Source organism: Microbacterium sp. MEJ108Y (genome assembly GCF_000834175.1).
Taxonomy (GTDB): Bacteria; Actinomycetota; Actinomycetes; order Actinomycetales; family Microbacteriaceae; genus Microbacterium; species Microbacterium forte.
Genome location: NZ_JXQX01000001.1, coordinates 1 through 19,178 on the forward strand (window position 1 = coordinate 1; position 19,178 = coordinate 19,178).

A 19,178-nucleotide genomic window follows, 5' to 3' on the forward strand; every position below is an offset into this window, starting at 1 on the left:
GTGCGATGCGCCGGAGATTCTTCGGACTCTTCTGGATGACACTTCTGGATAAGGTGCAGATATGAAGCTCGAACTTCGCGGTATCACCAAGCGGTTCGGAACCCTGGTGGCCAACGACCACATCGACCTGGTCGTCGAGCCGGGGCAGATCCATGCGCTGCTCGGCGAGAACGGTGCAGGCAAGTCCACTCTGATGAACGTCCTCTACGGGCTGTATCAGGCCGACGAGGGCGAGATCCTCCTGGACGACGTCGTCCAGCGGTTCCGCGGCCCCGGCGACGCGATGAACGCCGGCATCGGAATGGTGCATCAGCACTTCATGCTCGTCCCCGTGTTCACGGTGGCGGAGAACGTCATGCTCGGCCACGAGCAGACCAAGGGCCTGGGCACCCTCGACATCACGAAGGCGCGTGAGCACGTCCGCTCCGTCGCCGCCCGCTTCGGCTTCGACATCGACCCTGACGCCATCGTCGGCGACCTCCCCGTCGGCGTGCAGCAGCGGGTCGAGATCATCAAGGCGCTCTCGCGCGATGCCAAGGTCCTGGTCTTCGACGAGCCCACCGCTGTGCTCACGCCGCAGGAGACCGACGAGCTGATGGGCATCATGCGTCAGCTGCGGGACGAAGGCACCGCGATCGTCTTCATCACCCACAAGCTGCGTGAGGTGCGCGAGGTCGCGGACACGATCACGATCGTCCGCCTCGGCCGCATCGTCGGCGAGGCATCGCCCACGGCGACCAACGCCGAGCTGGCCTCTCTGATGGTCGGACGTGCGGTCGAGCTCACCGTGCACAAGGACCCGCCGCGCCTCGGCGAGGGCGGCCTCGAGGTCAAGGGACTGCGCGTGCTCACCTCCGCGGGGGCGATCGTCGTCGACGGCATCGACTTCTCCGTGCGCCCTGGCGAAGTGCTCGCCGTGGCCGGAGTGCAGGGCAACGGGCAGACCGAGCTGGTCGAGGCCATCGTCGGCCTCGCGGCCAGGGTCGAAGGATCGATCACCCTCGGAGGCACCGAACTGGTCGGCAAGAGCGTGCGAGCGATCCTCGACGCGGGTGTCGGCTTCGTGCCCGAGGACCGCACCGAGGATGGACTCGTCGCAGGCTTCTCTGTCGCGGAGAACTTGATCCTCGACCGCACAGGCGACGAAGAGTTCAGCCGGGGCGGGACCATCCGGCGATCGGCGCTCGAGGACTTCGCCCGCGCACGGATCAGCGAGTACGACATCCGCACGCAGGGCCCGCACACCGCGGCAGGCACCCTCTCAGGAGGAAACCAGCAGAAGGTCGTGATCGCCCGCGAGATGAGCCGCGAGCTCAAACTGCTCGTCGCCGCGCAGCCGACCCGTGGAGTCGACGTCGGCTCCATCGAGTTCATCCACAAGCGGATCATCGAGACCAGAGACGCGGGCATCCCCGTCGTGGTCGTCTCGACCGAACTCGACGAGGTGGCGGCTCTCGCCGACCGCATCGCCGTCATGTACAGAGGCACGATCGTCGGGATCGTTCCCGGCGACACCCCGCGCGAGACGCTGGGACTGATGATGGCGGGCGCCGCCGAGGGAGAGGTGGCCGCATGAGCGGTACGACGCCACACGGGAGCGACTCGGTGGGACGGGGTTCCGCCGATCAGCTCTCGGTGAACACGACCACGACGCCGCGCGATACGGGCGAGGTTCCGCCGCCCCCGCGCGGCAACGTGATCCTGAAGGAGATGCTCCGCGGCAGCGCCGTCACGACGATCCTCGCGATCTTCCTGGCGCTGGTCGTCGGCGGCATCCTGATCGCCTTCACCAACGAGGACGTGCTGGAGGCATCCGGCTACTTCTTCCAGCGTCCGAGCGACACCTTCGCCGCGATCTGGAACGCGGTCTACAACGGCTACGAGGCGCTCTTCCGCGGAGCGATCTTCAACGCACGCGGTGCGGACTTCGCCGCGCAGATCCGCCCGTTGACCAACACGCTGGGCTTCGCGGCGCCCCTGATCGCCGCCGGTCTCGGCGTCGCCCTCGCCTTCCGCGTCGGCCTGTTCAACATCGGTGCGCGCGGTCAGATGCTCATCGGCGTGGCGGCCGCTGGTCTCCTCACCTTCCAGCTCGACCTGCCGTTCTGGCTGCACATCCCGGTCACCCTGATCGCCGGCATCGCCGGCGGAGCGCTGTGGGGCGCGATCGCCGGCCTGCTCAAGGCGCGCACGGGCGCCCACGAGGTCATCCTCACGATCATGCTCAACTACGTGGCGTACTACCTGCTGCTGTGGATGATCCGCACACCCGGTCTGCTGCAGAAGCCCGGCACGAATCAGGCCCTCGGCTACGCCACCCCTGAGAGCGCGCAGTTCCCCGAGCTCCTCGGGCCGCAGTTCCCGCTGCTCGACCTCGGGTTCGTGATCGTGATCATCGCGACCCTCTTCGTCTGGTGGCTGATCGAGCGCTCGTCGCTCGGAATGCGGATGCGCGCCGTGGGTGAGAACCCGCACGCCGCACGCGCGGCCGGAATCAGTGTGCAGCGCGTCTACGTCTACGCGATGCTCCTGGCCGGTGCTCTCGCCGGTCTGGCCGGCATGAACCAGGTGCAGGGTGCGGTCACGACCGGTATCACCGAGACGATCGACGCCGGGATCGGCTTCGACGCGATCACCGTCGCCCTGCTCGGCCGCAGCCGTGCATGGGGCACCTTCGCCGCAGGTATCCTGTTCGGTGCCCTGAAGGCGGGCTCGTTCTCGATGCAGGCGCAGGACATCCCGGTCGACATCGTGCTCGTCGTGCAGTCGCTCGTCGTGCTGTTCATCGCCGCGCCGCCTCTGCTGCGCGCAGTGTTCTTCCTGCCGAAGTCCGACCTCGAGAAGGCGGCCAAGGCGAGAGCCAAAGCCACGAAGAAGGCGGTGACCGCATGACCTCCCTCGTCCAGAGCGAAGCCGCCGACGGAACCGTGCAGCTCGCCACCGTGCGCGAGCGGCACCTGAAAGCGCCGATCGTCCTCGCCGCAGCCACCGTGCTGCTGGCGCTCCTCTTCCTGCTCGTGCCACGCAGCGGCACCAGCAGCTTCCGACTCAACGACCCGTCGTCGCCGTTCGCGCTGCCCGACGTGGCGCTGCCGACCGGGCCGACCAGCTGGGTCGTGATCGTGATCCTCGCGCTGCTGTCGGTGCTCGCGTTCCTGCGGGCGTGGACGTACCGCAAGCCGTCGATCTGGCTGGTGATCGCCTTCAGCGTGATCGCCGTCTTCGGGTTCCTCGTGTGGGCGGGCGCCGGTGGCCTCGTTCCCGTCAGCAGCCTGCTCTTCGGAGCCGTCTCCCTCTCCGTTCCCCTCGTGTTCGGCGCCCTCGGCGGCGTCATCGGCGAGCGGGCGGGCGTGGTCAACGTCGCGATCGAAGGCCAGCTGCTCCTCGGCGCGTTCTCGGCCGCGCTGCTCTCGAGCGTCACCGGCAGTCCGTTCATCGGACTGCTGGGTGCGATGCTCGGCGGCGTGCTCGTCGCCGCCGTGCTGGCCGCGTTCGCGATCAAGTACCTCGTCGAGCAGGTCATCGTCGGCGTGGTGCTCAACGTGCTCGTCAGCGGTCTCACCGGGTTCCTCTACGGCGCGCTGCTCGCACCGAACGAGGCCGAGCTCAACACCCCGGTGCGCTTCAGCCGCATCGAGATCCCGCTGCTCAGCGACATCCCCATCATCGGTCCGGTGCTCTTCAACCAGACGTTCATCGTCTATCTCATGTTCATCACCGTCGCCATCGTCGCCTGGGGGCTGTACCGCACGAAGTGGGGGCTCCGGGTCCGCGCCGTCGGCGAGCACCCGCAGGCGGCGGACACGGTCGGCATCAAGGTCAACTCGACGCGGTTCTGGAACGTCCTGCTCGCGGGCGCGATCGCCGGCATCGGCGGCGCGTACTTCACGCTCGTCTCGGTGCCGCAGTTCGGCAAGGACATGACGGCCGGTCTCGGCTTCATCGCCCTCGCCGCCGTGATCTTCGGACGCTGGGATCCGATCCGCGCGACGCTCGCGGCCCTGCTCTTCGGCTTCGCGACGAACCTGCAGAACCTGCTGTCGATCCTCAAGACACCGATCCCCGGCGAGTTCATGCTGATGCTCCCGTATGTCGTGACGCTTCTCGCGGTCGCCGGTTTCGCCGGTCAGATCCGCGGGCCGGCGGCCAGCGGCAAGCCGTACATAAAGTCCTAGGAGAGACATGACCGACATCGACTGGGACGAGCTGCGCCAGGTCGCGACAGACGCCATGACGAAGGCCTATGCGCCGTACTCGCGGTACCGCGTGGGGGCCGCCGCCCTCGTCGGCGACGGTCGCATCGTCGCCGGCTGCAACGTCGAGAACGCGTCGTACGGGGTGACCCTGTGCGCCGAGTGCGCGCTGGTGGGTGACCTGCACATGTCCGGTGGCGGCCAGCTCGTCGCCTTCGTGTGCGTGAACAACGACGGACAGACGATCATGCCGTGCGGCCGCTGCCGCCAACTGCTCTACGAGCACGCGATGCCCGGGATGCTGCTGGAGACCGTCTCCGGCATCCGGACCATCGATGAAGTGCTGCCGGATGCGTTCGGCCCCCGAGACCTGGAGGACGCCCGATGAGCGTTGAACCCTTCGACGCCGTCGATGTGATCCGTGCCAAGCGTGACGGAGGTGCCGTGCCCGAGAAGGCGCTGCGCTGGATGGTCGACGCCTATACGCGCGGCTACGTGTCGGACGCGCAGATGGCCTCGTTCGCGATGGCCGTCTTCCAGCGCGGCATGGAGCGCGACGAGATCCGCGTGCTCACCGATGCCATGATCGCCTCGGGGGAGCGGATGAGCTTCGCGACCCTCGGCAAGAAGACCGTCGACAAGCACTCGACCGGAGGAGTGGGCGACAAGATCACCCTGCCGCTCGCACCGTTGGTCGCGGTGTTCGGCGTGGCGGTGCCGCAGCTCTCCGGCCGAGGACTCGGCCACACCGGCGGCACGCTCGACAAGCTCGAGTCGATCCCCGGCTGGCGTGCCGCGCTCAGCAACGAAGAGATCTTCGCGCAGATGCAGGGCGATGTGGGCGCGGTGATCTGCGCCGCAGGTTCGGGTCTCGCTCCCGCAGACAAGAAGCTCTATGCGCTGCGCGATGTCACCGGCACGGTCGAGGCGATCCCGCTGATCGCGTCGAGCATCATGTCGAAGAAGATCGCCGAAGGCACGGACGCGCTGGTGCTCGACGTGAAGTTCGGCTCGGGCGCGTTCATGCAGGACATCGATCGGGCACGCGAACTCGCGCGCACGATGGTCGCCCTCGGAACCGACTCCGGCGTCGCCACGACGGCACTGCTCACCGACATGAACGTGCCCCTCGGGCGAGCGATCGGCAACGCCAACGAGGTTCGCGAGTCCGTCGAGGTGCTGGCAGGCGGAGGCCCCTCCGACGTCCGCGAACTGACGATCGCCCTGGCGCGCGAGATGCTCGCGCTCGCAGGACAGCCGGATGCCGATGTCGAGGCCGCTCTCGACGACGGACGTGCGATGGACGGCTGGAAGGCCATGATCCGCGCGCAGGACGGCGACCCCGACGCACCGCTGCCGACGGCACGCGAGACGCACGTGGTCACTGCTCCCGCAGACGGCGTGGTGTCGCAGATGGACGCGCTGCCGTTCGGCATCGCGGCGTGGCGTCTCGGTGCAGGACGCGCGCGGGCCGAGGACCCGGTCATCTTCGAAGCCGGCATCGATCTGCACGCCAAGCCCGGCGACCGCGTCGTGGCCGGCCAGCCGCTGTTCACCCTCTCCGCCGCTGATGAGGCCAGGTTCCCTCGCGCGCTCGAGGCCCTCGAGGGCGCATGGGCGATCGGCGACGAGGCTCCGGCGGCCGGTCCGATCGTGCGCGAGCGCATCACGGCCTGATCCGCGGACCGCTAGCCTGAACACAGCGAATCCGCGACCGAGAGGAATCCCCATGTCGATCGACGCGAACGGCGATGTCACCATCCAGGGAGCGTCTCTGCGCAGCCTGCCCAAGGTGTCCCTGCACGACCACCTCGACGGCGCAGTGCGCCCGTCGACCATCGTCGAACTGGCGGATGCGATCGGCGTCGATGTGCCGGAGTCGAAACCTGCCGCTCTCGGCAAGTGGATCGCGAAGAAGAGCGACTCGGGTTCTCTGGTCGAGTACCTCAAGACGTTCGATCTGACGACCGCGGTCATGCAGACGACGGAGGGGCTGACCCGCGTCGCACGCGAGTTCGTGCAGGACCTCGCGACCGACGGAGTGATCTACGGCGAGGTGCGCTGGGCGCCCGAACAGCACCTCACCCGCGGTCTCTCGCTCGAGCAGGCCGTCGAGGCCGTGCAGCAGGGCATCGAGGAGGGCGAGGACGCCGCTGACCGCGACGGGCACAGCATCCGCGTCGGCCAGCTGATCACAGCGATGCGTCACACCGACCGCTCTCGTGAGATCGCAGAGCTCGCGGTCGGGTTCCGCGGACGCGGGGCCGTCGGATTCGACATCGCCGGCCCGGAGGACGGATTCCCCGCCTCGAACCATCGAGCCGCCTTCGACTACCTGGCCGAGAACTTCTTCCCCGTCACGGTGCACGCGGGAGAAGCCGCCGGTTCGGCCTCGATCCGTTCGGCGCTCATCGACGGGCGAGCTCTGCGCCTCGGCCACGGCGTGCGCATCGCCGAGGACCTGCAGGTGATCACCCAGGAGGGCGACGAGGTGCAGGTGCAGTTCGGCGACCTCGCCCGCTGGGTGCGCGACCGCGAGATCCCGCTCGAGCTCTCGCCGTCATCGAACCTGCAGACCGGGGCGATCGCTGCGTGGGGCGACACCCTCGCCGATCATCCCTTCGACCTGCTCTACCAGCTCGGTTTCGCCGTCACGGTGAACGTCGACAACCGCACGATGAGCGCCACGTCTCTCACGCGCGAGCTCGCCAACCTCGTCGAGACGTTCGAGTACGACCTCGACGATCTCGAGACCTTCCAGTTCAACGCCGCGGCCGCAGCCTTCCTGCCCGTCGAGGAGCGCGAAGAGCTCGTGGAGATGATCGCCGACGGATTCGACATCTAGATCATGGCTTCCGGGGGGAAGCGACGCCGCATCGGGGTCGCACTGATCATCAGCGCCGTCGTCGTGCTCGCGGCAGGCGCGACAGCAGCATACGCCTGGTCGACGCGAGCGCCGGAGGAGAGCGTTCCGCGCGCCGGTGCGGACGTCATCGAGCGTCCGCTGACACCCGCTCAGCAGCTGCTCGCCGATGCCGACGATCCGCTGGCGTGCGCGGTGAGCTTCTTCGGCGAGGGGGCCCCGGCCGAGCCCATGCTGCAGAGGCAGGACGCCCTCTACGCGGCGCTTCCGATCCCCGTGCAGGATGGGCGGGTGTTCGCGGGGTGGTACACCACCGAGGCGGATGCCGCCGCATACACCGTCGCCGCGCGGGTGAACGGCGCCGATCCCGTCGCCTGCGTCGATCAGCAGACCGAACTGTTCGCCGGGTGGACGACCCCCGAGGCGAACGCCGCTGCCGATGTGCAGGTGCCGATCCTGATGTACCACCAGTTCACGACGAACCCGGACGGCGAGACGGGGTGGCTGCGCGGCAACTACGCGTACAGCGGCGACTTCGACGCGCAGATGACTCACATCGCGACGACGGGGTTCTATCTTCCGACCTGGGACGAGCTCAGCGCGTTCATCGACGGGCGCCTCTCGCTGCCCGCCCGCTCGGTGATCATCACCGACGACGACGCCGACCAGACATGGTTCGATCTGGCGGTTCCGGTGATCGAGCGGAACAAGCTCCTGTCGACGTCGTTCATGATCACGGCCTACCGGCAGGATCCGCCGCCGTCGATCTACGTGCTGCGCCGTTCGCACACCCACGACATGCATCAGGCCGGCGAGAACGGCAAGGGCCGGATGACCAACTGGACGGCCGATGAGATCGCGGCCGACCTGAATCTCTCAGGGGATGTGCTCGGGGTACGCGAGGTGATCGCGTATCCGTTCGGGCACTACAACGACACCGCGAAGCAGGGTGTCGCACAGGCCGGCTTCGAGATGGCCCGCACCATCGAACCCGGGTACGTCGAGATCGGGACCGACAAGCTCGCGCTGCCGGTCGTGCGCATCGACTACGGAATGGGTCTGGACTCGCTGATCAAGCGGATCGGCTGATCAGGCGGCCGCACGGGGCAGGATGGAGCCATGACCGCATCCGTCTTCATCGCAGGCCCCGTCTCGTGGAACTCGATCGTCGTGCTCGATCGCCTGCCGGAGCCCGTGCCCCACATGCAGTTCGCCGAGGACTCGTGGGAGACGACAGGCGGCACGAGTGCCGGAAAGGCGCTCAGCCTCACCGCGCTCGGACGCCCCACGCTGCTGTACGCGGTGAGCGCGGCCGACGAGCCGGGTCAGCGCGTGCGGGGTGCTCTCGATCGGGCAGGTGTGCGCACCCTGTGGGGTGAGGGAGACGTCACGGAGCGCCATCTGAACCTCATGACCCGTCGCGGCGAGCGCGTGTCGCTCTATCTCGCGTCGCCCTCGGCGACCGGCGGTGCCGATGACGCTGCTCTGGTCTCTGCGATGCGAGAGGCCGATGCGATCGTGCTCGACCTCGCGGCGGAGCCCCTGAGGCTGCTTCCCGTGGCCAGAGCCACCGGGCGCCCGATCTGGGTCGACGTGCACGACTACGACGGCGAGGCCGACTTCCACACACCGTTCCTCGATGCGGCGGACGTCGTGTTCTGCAACGCCGACCGCCTCGCCGATCCGGTGGCGTTTCTCCGTTCGCGCATCTCGGCGGGAGCGTCACTCGCAGTGTGCACGCTCGGCGCGGAGGGCGCTGTGGCGATCGATGCAGACGGCGTGGAGCACCGCGTCGCGGCCGTGCCCGTCGACGTCGTCGACACGAACGGCGCCGGCGACGCCTTCCTCGCCGGTGTGCTCGACGCCCGGCTCTCCGGCGCCGACGTGCCGTCGGCTCTCCGCGCGGGCGCGCGGACGGCGTCGGGGGTGCTCGGCACCAGGCACCTGCATCCGCTGCTCGATCCCGTGATCGTCTGACACCGGGGGCCTCGGACGCGGGCGGAGAGCCGATCAGCCCTGGGAGAGCTCAGCCATGAAGGGGTTCAGGAGATCGGCGACCTCGGCATGCATCTCGTCGTCCGCGATGGTCGGCGTCCCGTCGCCGGCCTGAGGGCCGTAGTCGCCGAATGACGCGTGGGATGCGCCCTCGATCTCGACCATCTCGGCGTCGGCGGGGAGCAGGTCGCGGGCCGCGTCGATCTTCTCGGGCGTCGAGAGCCCGTCTTCGCTGCCCGAGATGCTCAGCACTGCGAGGTCGGTGTCGGAGACATCGTTCGAGCAGTACGACCCGAACAGCACGAGCGCATCGGCGTCTGCGGCGAGCTGGCACGCGCGCACGCCGCCCAGCGAGTGACCTCCGACCGCCCACTCGTCGATGTCGGGAGCCGCCGACGTGAAGGAATCCAGGCCGCGCAGGTCGAAGAACGCGAGGTTCAGCCACGGGCGGGTGATCACGACCGTCACGCCCTCCTCGGCGAGGCTCTGCAGGATCGCGGCATACGCCCACGGGTCCACCTTCGCCCCGGGGATGAACACCAGACCCGTCTCGGACTCGCCGTCGGCGGGGGTGAGGACGATTCCCTGCTCGGCGTCTTCGACGTGGATCGCCGGGTTCTCCCGGACGCTCGCCAGCGGTGCCTTCTCGGCGGGCATCACCCCGATCTGGCTCCAGGCGACGATGCCGCCGATTCCGAGCACGAGGACGGCGACGAGTCCCCAGACGATCACTTTCAGGACACGACGGCCACGCTTCTTCTGCACGGATCAAGGCTAGAGCCTGCGCATGTGAACGGCCTCTGCCGCGAGGATCAGGGCCGCCGCCCCGTCTGGTCTTCCAGCGCGTGCTTCTCGCGGCGGACGGCACCGCGGTAGGCGTCCTTGTTGACGTAGTAGGCCATGCGGTCGAGTCCGAGGTAGCGATAGCCACCGGTGACATCGGGCCACGGCTGCGAGGTCACCCGGTCTCGGAACCGGGTCGCGGTGTCCGGGTCGTGCTCGAGGGCGTCGAGATAGGCCGCCAGCAGGTCGGCCTGCTCGTATCGTCCCTGCCAGCCGATGCCGGATGCCTCGATCATTCCCATGACGTACAGGCCGTTGAACGAGGCGGGGAAGATGTTCAGGAACAGCCGAGGGGCCGCGCCGCGCCAGTGCAGGTGCGCGCGGTCGACGAACGGATAGTCGAGCGTGTAGCCGGTCGCGAGGAGCACGAGGTCGTAGTCGTCGGCCGTGCCGTCGCGGAACCGCACGGTCGAGCCGTCGAACCTGTCGAGGTCCGGGCGGATGCGCAGGTCGCCCTGGCCGAGGTGGTTGAGGATCATGGTGTTGACGATCGGATGCGATTCGTAGATGCGATAGTCGGGCTTCGGGAAGCCGAAGCGCACCGGGTCGCCGGTGAATGCCCGCAGCACGCGGCTGTCGACGGCCTGCTTGATGCGTGCGGGCAGCGGACGACCCTGGTTGAGGGTGTCGCTCGGGCGACCGAAGAGATACCGCGGGACGAAGTAGTAGCCGCGACGCACACTCATGTCGACGGACGCGGCGTGATGCACGGCATCCACCGCGATGTCGCAGCCCGAGTTGCCCGCGCCGATCAGGAGCACGCGCCTGCCCGCGAGCTGGGCGGGGGACCGGTAGGCGCTGGTGTGCATCAGCTCACCGCTGAAGGTGCCCGGGAAGGCGGGGATGTTCGGTTCGGCCAGAGTGCCGTTCGCGAGCACGACGCCGGCGTACCACCTGGTGTGCTCGCCCTCGGGGCCGTCGCTGGTGAGGTCCCAGCCGCCGCCCTGCGGTTCGAGACGGGTGACCCTCGTCTCGAACCGGAAGCGGTCGGTGAGCCCGAAGTGGTCGGCATAGTCGCGGAAGTACTGCCGCAGCACGCGGTGGCCCGGGTAGTCGACCGTCGATCGCAGGGGGAACTCGGTGAATTCGGTGGTGGTACGTGAGGAGATCAGGTGCGCCGACTCGTACATGGTGCTGCGCGGGTTGTCGATGTCCCAGAGTCCACCGACCCCTGCCGCGGCCTCGTATCCGTCGACGCCGATCCCACGTCTCGTGAGCGCTCGGGCGGCAGCGAGTCCTGACGGCCCCGCGCCGATGACGGCGTATCTGTTCATGCTGCTCCCGCACCTCGCTGTGCGCGCACCTGCGCCCTCCGCCGATCGTATCGGCAGAGGGCGCAGGCGATGCGTGCAGCGGCGCTCAGGAGGCGTTCAGAGCCGTCTGACGCGAGACGACGGCGTCGCGAACCGCAGGGAACAGCGGATGCTCGGGATCCAGTCCCGTCGTGCGTGAGGTGAAGGCGAGAGCGTCTTCGGTGCGCAGGGCCTCCTGCATCTCGACCGCCTGTTCGTCGTCGGGCGATTCGAACTCGAGCGCGGCGGTGACGGCGCCAACCAGTGCGATGGTGGAGAGTCCTCGCTCGGCGGCCATCGCCGCGGGGCCGATGAACCGCTCGTGCCGCGAGATCTTGCGCAGCGGCTGTCGTCCGACGCGCTGCACGGTGTCGACGAGCGCGGGATTGCGGAACCGCTCGAGGATCGTCGCGCGGTACTGGGCGAGCTCGGCGGGGTCGAGGCCGTGCTCGGCGACCAGGACCGCGGAGGTCTCTTCGAGTGCAGCCGACACGCGAGCGGCGATGTCGGGATCCGCCAGCGCGTCCGAGATGCGCTCGATGCCGGCACGAGCGCCGAAGTAGGCCGTCGCGGCGTGCCCGGTGTTCACCGTGAAGAGCTTGCGCTCGATGTAGGGCGCGAGGTTCTCGACGAAATGCGCTCCGGGGATCTTCGGCAACGCGCCGCCGAAGGCCTCCGACTCGATCGCCCACTCGAAGTACGGCTCTACAGTGACGTCCACTCCGCCGTCCGCGGGCTGTCCTGGCACGATGCGGTCGACTGCGGTGTTCGCGAACACCGCGCGGGAGAGCAGCTCTTCGGCATCCACTCCCGCCGCCTTCTCGATCTCGGCGCGAAGGGTGTCGGTCGCGCCGATCGCGTTCTCGCACGCCATCACCTGCAGCGGTGCGGCGCCGGCCGAGCGGCGGGCGAGCCCGGCCACGATCGTCGGAGCGACGAAACGGAGGACCGTCGGCCCGACGGCCGTCGTGACGACATCTGCGGTCGCGACCTCGTCGGCGACCGTCTCCGGATCGGTCTTGCTGTTCACGGCGCGGAAGCCCGTGACCACGTGGTCGGTGCCGCCGGGACCGGCTTCGTGCACGGTGTACGAGTCGACAGCGTTGATCGCATCGACCAGGGCGTCGGCGACGTCCGAGAAGACGACCTCGTAGCCGCCCTCGTGCAGCAGCAGGCCGACGAAACCGCGGCCGATGTTGCCCGCTCCGAAGTGGACGGCCTTCATCAGTCGTTCACCGCCGAGAGGAGTGCGTACAGCTCGTCCGGGGTCTGCGCCGCGTTCAGCTTGGCGACGTCGTCCTCGTCGGAGAAGAGGATCGCGATCTGCGAGAGGATCTCGAGGTGCTCGTCGCCGCGTCCGGCGATGCCGATCACGAAGGTCGCGGGCTCACCGGCCCAGTCGACGCCGCCGTCGTAGCGCACGACCGAGAGAGCCGACGCGAGGATCGCATCCTTCGTGTCGTTCGTGCCGTGCGGAATCGCCAGACCGTTGCCCATGTAGGTCGAGACGGTCTCTTCGCGCTGACGCATCGCGTCGACGTAGGCGGGAGTGACGGCACCGACGGATACGAGGATGTCGGTCGCCTCCTGCAGCGCCTCCTGCTGAGTGCTGGAGCCTGCGTGGATGCGGACCTGGTCGAGGGTGAGAACGCTCATGGTGATTCCTTCTTTCTGAGAGTGTGGGGGCGGGGCGGATGCCGTGGCACCCGCCCCGCCCGGTCTGTCACGCGTCGGAGTCGCGCTGCTCGCGCACCATCTCGACGACCTCTTCGTACTTCGGAGAGTTCATGAAGTTGTCGACCGACACGTGGATCGAGTTCGGCGACTGCGCCTGCGCCCGGTCGGTCAGCTGCTGCTGCGTGATGACCAGGTCGGCGGTGCCGTCGAGGTTCGCGATGGCCTGGTTCGTGACGGTGACGCCGTCGACCCCTGCCTTCTTGAACTTGTTGCGCAGCACGCTCGCGCCCATGGCAGACGAGCCCATGCCGGCGTCGCAGGCGAACACGATGTTCTCGATGCGGCGGTCGGTGGCGACACCCGCGCCCGCACCGGCGGCTGCGCCGGCAGCACCCGCGCCGGATGACGCGCGGAGAGCGTCCATCGCGGCGGACGACTTGCCCTTGTTCGCCTCGGTCTGTGCGATCGCGTCGCCGAAGCTGTCTCCCTCGGCCTCGAGGTCACGCTTGCGCGATGCGCGCAGGATGACGCCGGTGATGAGGAACGTCACGACGGCGGCGATGACCACCGAGAGGTACACGACCAGCAGGTTGCCGACACCGCCTCCGACGGCCGCCGCCGTGACGGCGATGATGCTGCCGGGTGCTGCCGGGAAGGCCAGTCCGCCACCCAGGACCATGTTCGTCGTGACACCGGCCGCGCCACCTGCGATCAGCGCGAGGATGGTGGTCGGCTTGCTCAGCGCGTACGGGAAGTAGATCTCGTGGATGCCTCCGAAGAACTGGATGATCGCCGCACCCGGGGCAGAGGCCTTCGCCGCACCGACGCCGAAGAACGTGAAGGCGAGCAGCAGGCCCAGGCCGGGACCGGGGTTCGCCTCGATGAGGAACAGGATCGACTTTCCGGTCTCAGCCGCCTGCTCGATGCCGAGCGGCGTGAACACACCGTGGTTGATGGCGTTGTTGAGGAACAGCACCTTGGCGGGCTCCACGATGATCGAGACCAGCGGGAGCAGGTTCAGGGAGACGAGCCAGTCGACGGCGCCGCCGAGCACCGCACTGATGCCGAGCATGACCGGGCCGAAGGCGAAGAAGCCGAGGATCGCCAGGACCATGCCCAGGATGCCGGCGGAGAAGTTGTTCACCAGCATCTCGAAGCCGGGGCGGATCTTGCCGTCCCACAGCCGGTCCATGCGCTTGGTGATCCAGGCCGCGATCGGTCCCATGATCATCGCGCCGAGGAACATCGGGATGTTCGTGCCGACGATGACACCCATGGTGGCGATCGTCGCCACGACACCGCCGCGTTCGCCGTAGACCATGCGGCCTGCGGTGTTGGCGATGAGGAGCGGGAGCAGGTAGGTGACCATGGGGCCTACCAGGCCGACATACGCGAGGACGTTGCCGTCGGCGCCCTCGGCGACCGCGGTCATCGCACCCTGCCAGCCCAAGACGGCGGAATCGCCACCGCCTCCGACGATCTCGGCGACGCCGGCCCAGTGCCAGCCGAAGGGGCTCTCCGCTCCGAAGAAGCCCTTCGGGATGAACAGCATGGTGATGAATCCCCACGCGATGAACGCGGCGATGTTGGGCATGATCATTCCGGACAGGAACGTGCCGAAGCGCTGCACGCCCGTTCGGAGGCCGCCTGCCTTCGTGGCGGCCGGTGACGTCGTCGTCATGATGTCGTCTCTTTCTGGTGAGGGGGGAGGGATGCCGCGGCGTCAGCCACGGCGAGGCGAGCACCGGCGGCGTCGTCGGCCGCCAGTGCGAGTTCGGCGAAGTTGCGGGCTTCGTCGAGAGTGTGCTGCGACAGGGTGTGCCGCACGTCTGCGAGGGCTGACGGCGCCATGGAGAGACTCGTGGCGCCGAGCCCCACGAGCACGACGGCCAGCATCGGGTCGGCGGCAGCTTCACCGCAGATCCCGACGGGTTTGCCGAGGCGGGCTCCTGCTGTGCCGACCTCGCGCACGAGCCTGAGCACGGCGGGGTGCCACGGGTCCTGGAATCCGGCGACGGAACCCAGCATGCGGTCGGCGGCCATCGTGTACTGCGTGAGGTCGTTGGTGCCGATCGATGCGAAGTCCGCATGCGCGAGGATCCGGTCGGCGAGCAGGGCGCTGGACGGGATCTCGACCATGACGCCGGCGGTCTTGAGGCCGTACTCGCGGGCGAGCGCGGTGAAGTACTCGGTCTCCTCGACGGTCGCGACCATGGGCGCCATGACCCACAGGTCGGCCTCGGTGGCGGCATCCGCCTCTGCCAGCGCGGTCAGCTGCTCGCGCAGGATGTCCTCGCTCGCTCGGAGCGCGCGCAGTCCGCGCAGACCGAGCGCGGGGTTCTCCTCGTGCGCATCGTTGAGGAAGGCCAGCGGCTTGTCGGCACCGGCATCCAGCATCCGCACGACGACCTTCTGGCCGGGGAAGGCCGCGAGCAGCTCGCGGTACGACTCGCGCTGCTGCTCGACGGTCGGCGCCTGGGCCGACGAGAGGAACAGGAACTCGGTGCGGAACAGCCCGACGCCCTCGGCCCCGCGTTCGACGGCATCGGATGCGTCTGCAGGTTTCCCCAGATTCGCCAGCAGCGGGATCAGCGTGCCGTCGGCGAGGGCGCCGGGGGTAAGCGGTGCGGCGTCCGCCGAGCGGCGGGCGGCTGCGCGCTGTTCAGCGCGCGTCTTCTCGTCGTCGGAAGGATCGACGGTCACGATCCCGGCGGCGGCATCGACGATGACATGGCTGCCGGTGACGAGGTCGGATGCTGATGCCGCGCCGACGATCGCGACGATGCCCTTCTCGCGGGCGAGGATCGCCGTGTGCGAGGTGGGTCCGCCGTCGAACGTGACCAGAGCCAGCACCTGATCGAGGTTCAGCAGCGCGGTGTCCGCCGGGGCGAGGTCGCGGGCGACCAGGACGAACGGATGCCCCGGGTCGGGGACCCCTGGCGCATCGACGCCGCGAAGGCGGGCGAGCACTCGCTGGGCGATGTCATCGAGGTCGGCTGCACGCTCCCCGAGGTAGCCCCCGACGGCTTCGAGCGTCGCGCGGAAGCCCGCGAACGCGTCGTGCACGGCCCATTCGGCGGTCGCACCGTCGTCGATGCGCGTGTCGACCTCGTCCTGCAGCGTCGGGTCCTCGGCGATCATCGCCTGCGCTTCGAGCACCTCCTGCGCCGAGCCGCCGGCCGCCTCACCGCGTGCGGTGAGCTCCTGGGCGACTGCGGCGACGGCCTCGCGCACCCGTGCGCGCTCAGCATCGATGCCCTGGGCGCTGGGGGTGTTCTCGGGAGCGGGCAGCGCCTCGGTCATCCGCACGACGATGCCCTGGGCGACCCCGAGACCGATCCCGACTCCTCTGAGCTCGCTCACGCGCCGGCGTCCTGGTCATGGTCGGTCGTGAGCAGTTCGGTGAGCGTGTCGAGCACGCCTTCGGCGCTGTCGCCCTCGGCGGTCAGCGTGACGTAGTCGCCGTGCTCGATCGCGAGCGCGATCACCCCGAGGATGCTGGCCGCGTTGACCGCCTTGCCCGAGTCCTTCGCGATGGTCACGGGAATCCCCGAGTCCTTGGCGGCCTGCGCGAACAGCTTCGCCGGACGGGCGTGGAGTCCATGGGATGAGCCGATGCGGACGGTGCGGGAGACGGTCATGATGTTCCTTTCGGGGTGTTCCTGGCGTCGGCGACGATCGACCGCGCCAGCGCGAGCGTGCGGGTGCCGTCCCGGTCGGCGAAGACGTCGTCGGGGAGCACTGCCACCCGAGCGGGTGCGGCACGGCGGATCGCTTCGAGGCGATCGGCGAGATGAGGACCGATGAGGATGAGGTCGTGGTCGCTGCCGGCGACGGACTGCTCCATGCCGGCGGCTGCGTCCCAGTCGAGGCCCGCTTCCGAGGCCGCGCGGCGGAGTCGTTGCGCGACGAACGTGCTCGACGCACCGGCGCCGCACACCACGAGGATCTTCATCGATGCTCACCTTTCCTGAGAACAGTCTGGGAAGAGTCGGGGTGCGGTCGCCAACAGGTTCCTTTCCGCCCCTGCGGAACATCGGTTTCGGAGCGGGCCCCCCGCCTTCCTGACATCATGGAAGTCACGTCAGGACAGTGCAGTCGGCACGGAGGAGGGAGCATAATGTCGCGACAGCGCCAGGACCAGCTCCTGTCGTCTCTGCTCCGACAGGAGAAGTGGGTGACGGCAGCGAACCTCGCGGATCAGCTCGGCGTCACCCCGCGCAGCATCCGCTCGTACGTCGCCGCCCTGAATGCGAGGACCGGAGCGGCGGATGCCGTCGAATCGGGCCCGGCCGGGTACCGCGCCGGGTCAGGGGCGCGGAACGCGTTGCGCGCCCGTCAGAGCGGTGAGTCCGCTCCGCGCGACCGCCTGCACGGTCTCGTGCGCACGCTGCTGGATGTGCCGGACGGCGTCGACGTCTTCACCACGGCCGAGGCGCTGCACGTGAGTGAGGCCACTCTCGAAGCCGACCTCGCCCGCGTGCGCGCTCTGATCGACGGCACCGATCTCACCCTCGACAGAGACCGGGAGATCGTGCGCCTGCGCGGCAACGAGGCGGCACAGCGGCGCCTGCTGTCTCGGCTGGCGCACGATGAGATGGACGCCGCGTCGTTCCACCCCGAGACGTTCCGGCGAGCGCTCGCCGGAGGGGTCATCGCCGCCGATGCCGTCGCGCCCTTCAAATCCGAGCTGGTGCGCGAGCTCGGCGAGCAGGGCTACTACGTCAACGAGCTCGCGATCTCCGACGTCCTGCTGCACATCGCCATCGCCGCCGAGAGGGTCGCCGCAGGGCATGCGCTCGAGTCGGGGCCCTCCGGCGCACGCGAGGAGATCCCGCGGGTCGGCGCCGTGATCGCCCGCCTCGCCCAGCAGCACTTCTCTGTCACGCTCGGAGACGGCGACAGCGGCCATCTCGCGTCCCTTGTGCTCACCCGCATCGTGGCACCGGGAGAGGACGCTGCGGGTGATGTCGCCCGCAGCGGCGTCGACCCGCGGGTCGAGGCCGCCGTCCGAGCCGAGATCGCGAGGGCGGCGGAGGACTTCCAGGTCGATCTGGTCGACGAGACGTTCGTGCTGCGCCTCGCCCTGCACGTGCAGAATCTGATGCGGCGAGCAGAGGAGAGCGCGCTGACGCGCAATCCGCTGACCCGTTCGCTCAAGACCTCGTATCCGATGATCTTCGAGGTGGCCGTCTCGATAGCCAGTGGCCTGCACGACCGACTCGGCACGCCGATCCACGACGACGAGATCGCATACATCGCCATGCACGTCGGCGGCCGCCTCGAGCGCAGCCGCAAGGCGGAGTCGATCCTCACGGCGACCATCGTGTGTCCCGGCTATTACGAGCTCCACGAGCTGCTGCGTTCGAGTGTCGACCGCTCCCTGGGCTCGGCGATCGAGGTGACCAGCGTCATCACCAAGGTCGACCCGGACTGGGCATCGTTCGACACCGATCTGGTGCTCAGCACGATCGAACCGGGGGCGTCGGGAGATCGCTTCGTGCGCATCCAGCCGTTCCTCACGGATGCCGATGTCGATCGGATCCAGCAGGCCGCAGCGCGCGTCAGGCGTGCGCGGCGCCTGACGAGGCTCCGCGCCGAGCTCGCGCGCTACTTCGTCGCCGATGCTTTCGTCTACCCGCTGCCCGATGAGGGCGAGGAGGCGATCATCCGGCGGCTGGGCGGATTGCTCGTCGATGCCGGTCTCATCGGCGACGTCTACGTCGACAACACGATCCTCCGCGAACGGATGTCATCGACGGCGTTCACCGACGCCCTCGCGGTGCCGCACGCGCTGCAGATGACCGCGACGCGCACCGCGATCGCGATCGGCGTCGCCGACGGATCGGCGGCCTGGGGTGAGGGGCGCGTGCAGGTGGTCGCCCTCGCCGCCTTCAGCGAGAGCGACCGCGCCGCATTCCAGACGGTGTTCGAGCAGCTCGTCGAGGTGTTCAGCGAACGAGACAGCGTGCAGCGGATCCTCCGCCGAGGCACGACCTTCGAGGCGTTCCTCGACGAGCTCGTCGCCGTCATCGACGGCTGACGACCGCGTCAGGCCCGAGGATCCAGCACGCCGGCCAGGGTGTCGAGGACCGATTCGGCATCCGCCGACTCCGCCGTCTCGAGCACCACCGCGTCGCCGGGCGCGAGTGCGAGGTCCATCAGCGCGAGAACGCTGCTGAGGTCCACGACTGCGCCCGACGACGTGCGCAGAGTCACGACGTGCGGGTGCGCCTGCACGAGCCTGACGAGCTCGGCGACGGGGCGCGCGTGCACCCCGTTGTGCGCGCTGATCACGACATGTCTTCTCGGCAT

18 protein-coding genes are annotated in these 19,178 nt (G+C 68.8%); 9 read left to right on the top strand and 9 right to left on the bottom strand.

The features are described 5' to 3' along the window. Positions 1-61: 61 nt before the first annotated feature. From RU09_RS00005 to RU09_RS00040, 8 genes are read left to right on the top strand one after another with little or no spacing between them, the layout of a single operon-like run. Positions 62-1,576, top strand: a complete 1,515-nt coding sequence (locus tag RU09_RS00005; RefSeq protein ID WP_042536468.1) for an ABC transporter ATP-binding protein — start codon at positions 62-64, stop codon at positions 1,574-1,576. Further along, positions 1,573-2,892 carry an ABC transporter permease gene (locus RU09_RS00010; RefSeq protein WP_042536469.1) on the top strand — a complete coding sequence of 440 codons (1,320 nt, stop codon included), beginning with the start codon at positions 1,573-1,575 and terminating at the stop codon, positions 2,890-2,892. The genes RU09_RS00005 and RU09_RS00010 overlap by 4 nt, the downstream gene beginning before the upstream one ends. Then, positions 2,889-4,175, top strand: coding sequence for an ABC transporter permease (locus RU09_RS00015; protein WP_042536470.1), 1,287 nt, complete (start codon positions 2,889-2,891; stop codon positions 4,173-4,175). Before RU09_RS00010 ends, RU09_RS00015 begins: the two co-directional genes overlap by 4 nt. Before the next feature lie 7 nt (positions 4,176-4,182). Next, a complete protein-coding gene (locus RU09_RS00020) occupies positions 4,183-4,581 on the top strand; it encodes a cytidine deaminase (RefSeq protein WP_042536471.1) in 399 nt (132 codons plus the stop codon). Beyond that, positions 4,578-5,870 carry a thymidine phosphorylase gene (locus RU09_RS00025; RefSeq protein WP_042536472.1) on the top strand — a complete coding sequence of 431 codons (1,293 nt, stop codon included), beginning with the start codon at positions 4,578-4,580 and terminating at the stop codon, positions 5,868-5,870. The genes RU09_RS00020 and RU09_RS00025 overlap by 4 nt, the downstream gene beginning before the upstream one ends. Positions 5,871-5,922: 52 nt before the next feature. Further along, a complete protein-coding gene (locus tag RU09_RS00030) occupies positions 5,923-7,038 on the top strand; it encodes an adenosine deaminase (protein ID WP_042536473.1) in 1,116 nt (371 codons plus the stop codon). A 3-nt stretch (positions 7,039-7,041) separates the two neighbouring features. After that, a complete protein-coding gene (locus RU09_RS00035; protein ID WP_042536474.1) occupies positions 7,042-8,145 on the top strand; it encodes a polysaccharide deacetylase family protein in 1,104 nt (367 codons plus the stop codon). Between the two features lie 30 nt (positions 8,146-8,175). Beyond that, a complete protein-coding gene (locus tag RU09_RS00040; RefSeq protein ID WP_042536475.1) occupies positions 8,176-9,033 on the top strand; it encodes a carbohydrate kinase family protein in 858 nt (285 codons plus the stop codon). A gap of 33 nt (positions 9,034-9,066) precedes the next feature. Here the strand turns inward: RU09_RS00040 and RU09_RS00045 are convergent, their stop codons facing one another. The 8 genes from RU09_RS00045 to RU09_RS00080 form a co-directional block, all read right to left on the bottom strand. Continuing rightward, positions 9,067-9,816: an alpha/beta hydrolase gene (locus RU09_RS00045; RefSeq protein WP_042536476.1), complete on the bottom strand. Its 750-nt coding sequence runs from the start codon at positions 9,814-9,816 to the stop codon at positions 9,067-9,069. Positions 9,817-9,863: 47 nt separating this feature from the next. Then, positions 9,864-11,168 carry a flavin-containing monooxygenase gene (locus tag RU09_RS00050; protein ID WP_042536477.1) on the bottom strand — a complete coding sequence of 435 codons (1,305 nt, stop codon included), beginning with the start codon at positions 11,166-11,168 and terminating at the stop codon, positions 9,864-9,866. Positions 11,169-11,253: 85 nt separating this feature from the next. Beyond that, positions 11,254-12,411: a mannitol-1-phosphate 5-dehydrogenase gene (locus RU09_RS00055; RefSeq protein WP_042536478.1), complete on the bottom strand. Its 1,158-nt coding sequence runs from the start codon at positions 12,409-12,411 to the stop codon at positions 11,254-11,256. Beyond that, a complete protein-coding gene (locus tag RU09_RS00060) occupies positions 12,411-12,842 on the bottom strand; it encodes a PTS sugar transporter subunit IIA (RefSeq protein ID WP_042536479.1) in 432 nt (143 codons plus the stop codon). The genes RU09_RS00055 and RU09_RS00060 overlap by 1 nt, the downstream gene beginning before the upstream one ends. Before the next feature lie 67 nt (positions 12,843-12,909). Next, the gene (locus tag RU09_RS00065; RefSeq protein ID WP_042536480.1) at positions 12,910-14,544 is read right to left on the bottom strand and encodes a PTS mannitol transporter subunit IICB; all 1,635 of its coding nucleotides are present in this window, start codon (positions 14,542-14,544) and stop codon (positions 12,910-12,912) included. Then, complete coding sequence (gene ptsP / locus RU09_RS00070) at positions 14,541-16,166, bottom strand: phosphoenolpyruvate--protein phosphotransferase (protein WP_042536584.1); 1,626 nt, start codon at positions 16,164-16,166, stop codon at positions 14,541-14,543. The genes RU09_RS00065 and ptsP overlap by 4 nt, the downstream gene beginning before the upstream one ends. 56 nt (positions 16,167-16,222) lie before the next feature. After that, positions 16,223-16,504 (bottom strand): HPr family phosphocarrier protein, encoded by a 282-nt coding sequence (locus tag RU09_RS00075; RefSeq protein WP_042536481.1) that lies wholly within the window; start codon positions 16,502-16,504, stop codon positions 16,223-16,225. Next, positions 16,501-16,818 (bottom strand): PTS sugar transporter subunit IIB, encoded by a 318-nt coding sequence (locus RU09_RS00080; protein WP_042536482.1) that lies wholly within the window; start codon positions 16,816-16,818, stop codon positions 16,501-16,503. Before RU09_RS00080 ends, RU09_RS00075 begins: the two co-directional genes overlap by 4 nt. A gap of 165 nt (positions 16,819-16,983) precedes the next feature. Between RU09_RS00080 and RU09_RS00085 the strand changes: the two genes are divergently transcribed. Further along, the gene (locus tag RU09_RS00085; protein ID WP_042536483.1) at positions 16,984-18,906 is read left to right on the top strand and encodes a BglG family transcription antiterminator; all 1,923 of its coding nucleotides are present in this window, start codon (positions 16,984-16,986) and stop codon (positions 18,904-18,906) included. An 8-nt stretch (positions 18,907-18,914) separates the two neighbouring features. On the opposite strand, the gene RU09_RS00090 is transcribed toward RU09_RS00085, so the two are convergent. Beyond that, entirely contained in the window at positions 18,915-19,178 is a 264-nt protein-coding gene (locus RU09_RS00090) for an HPr family phosphocarrier protein (protein WP_042536484.1), read from the bottom strand.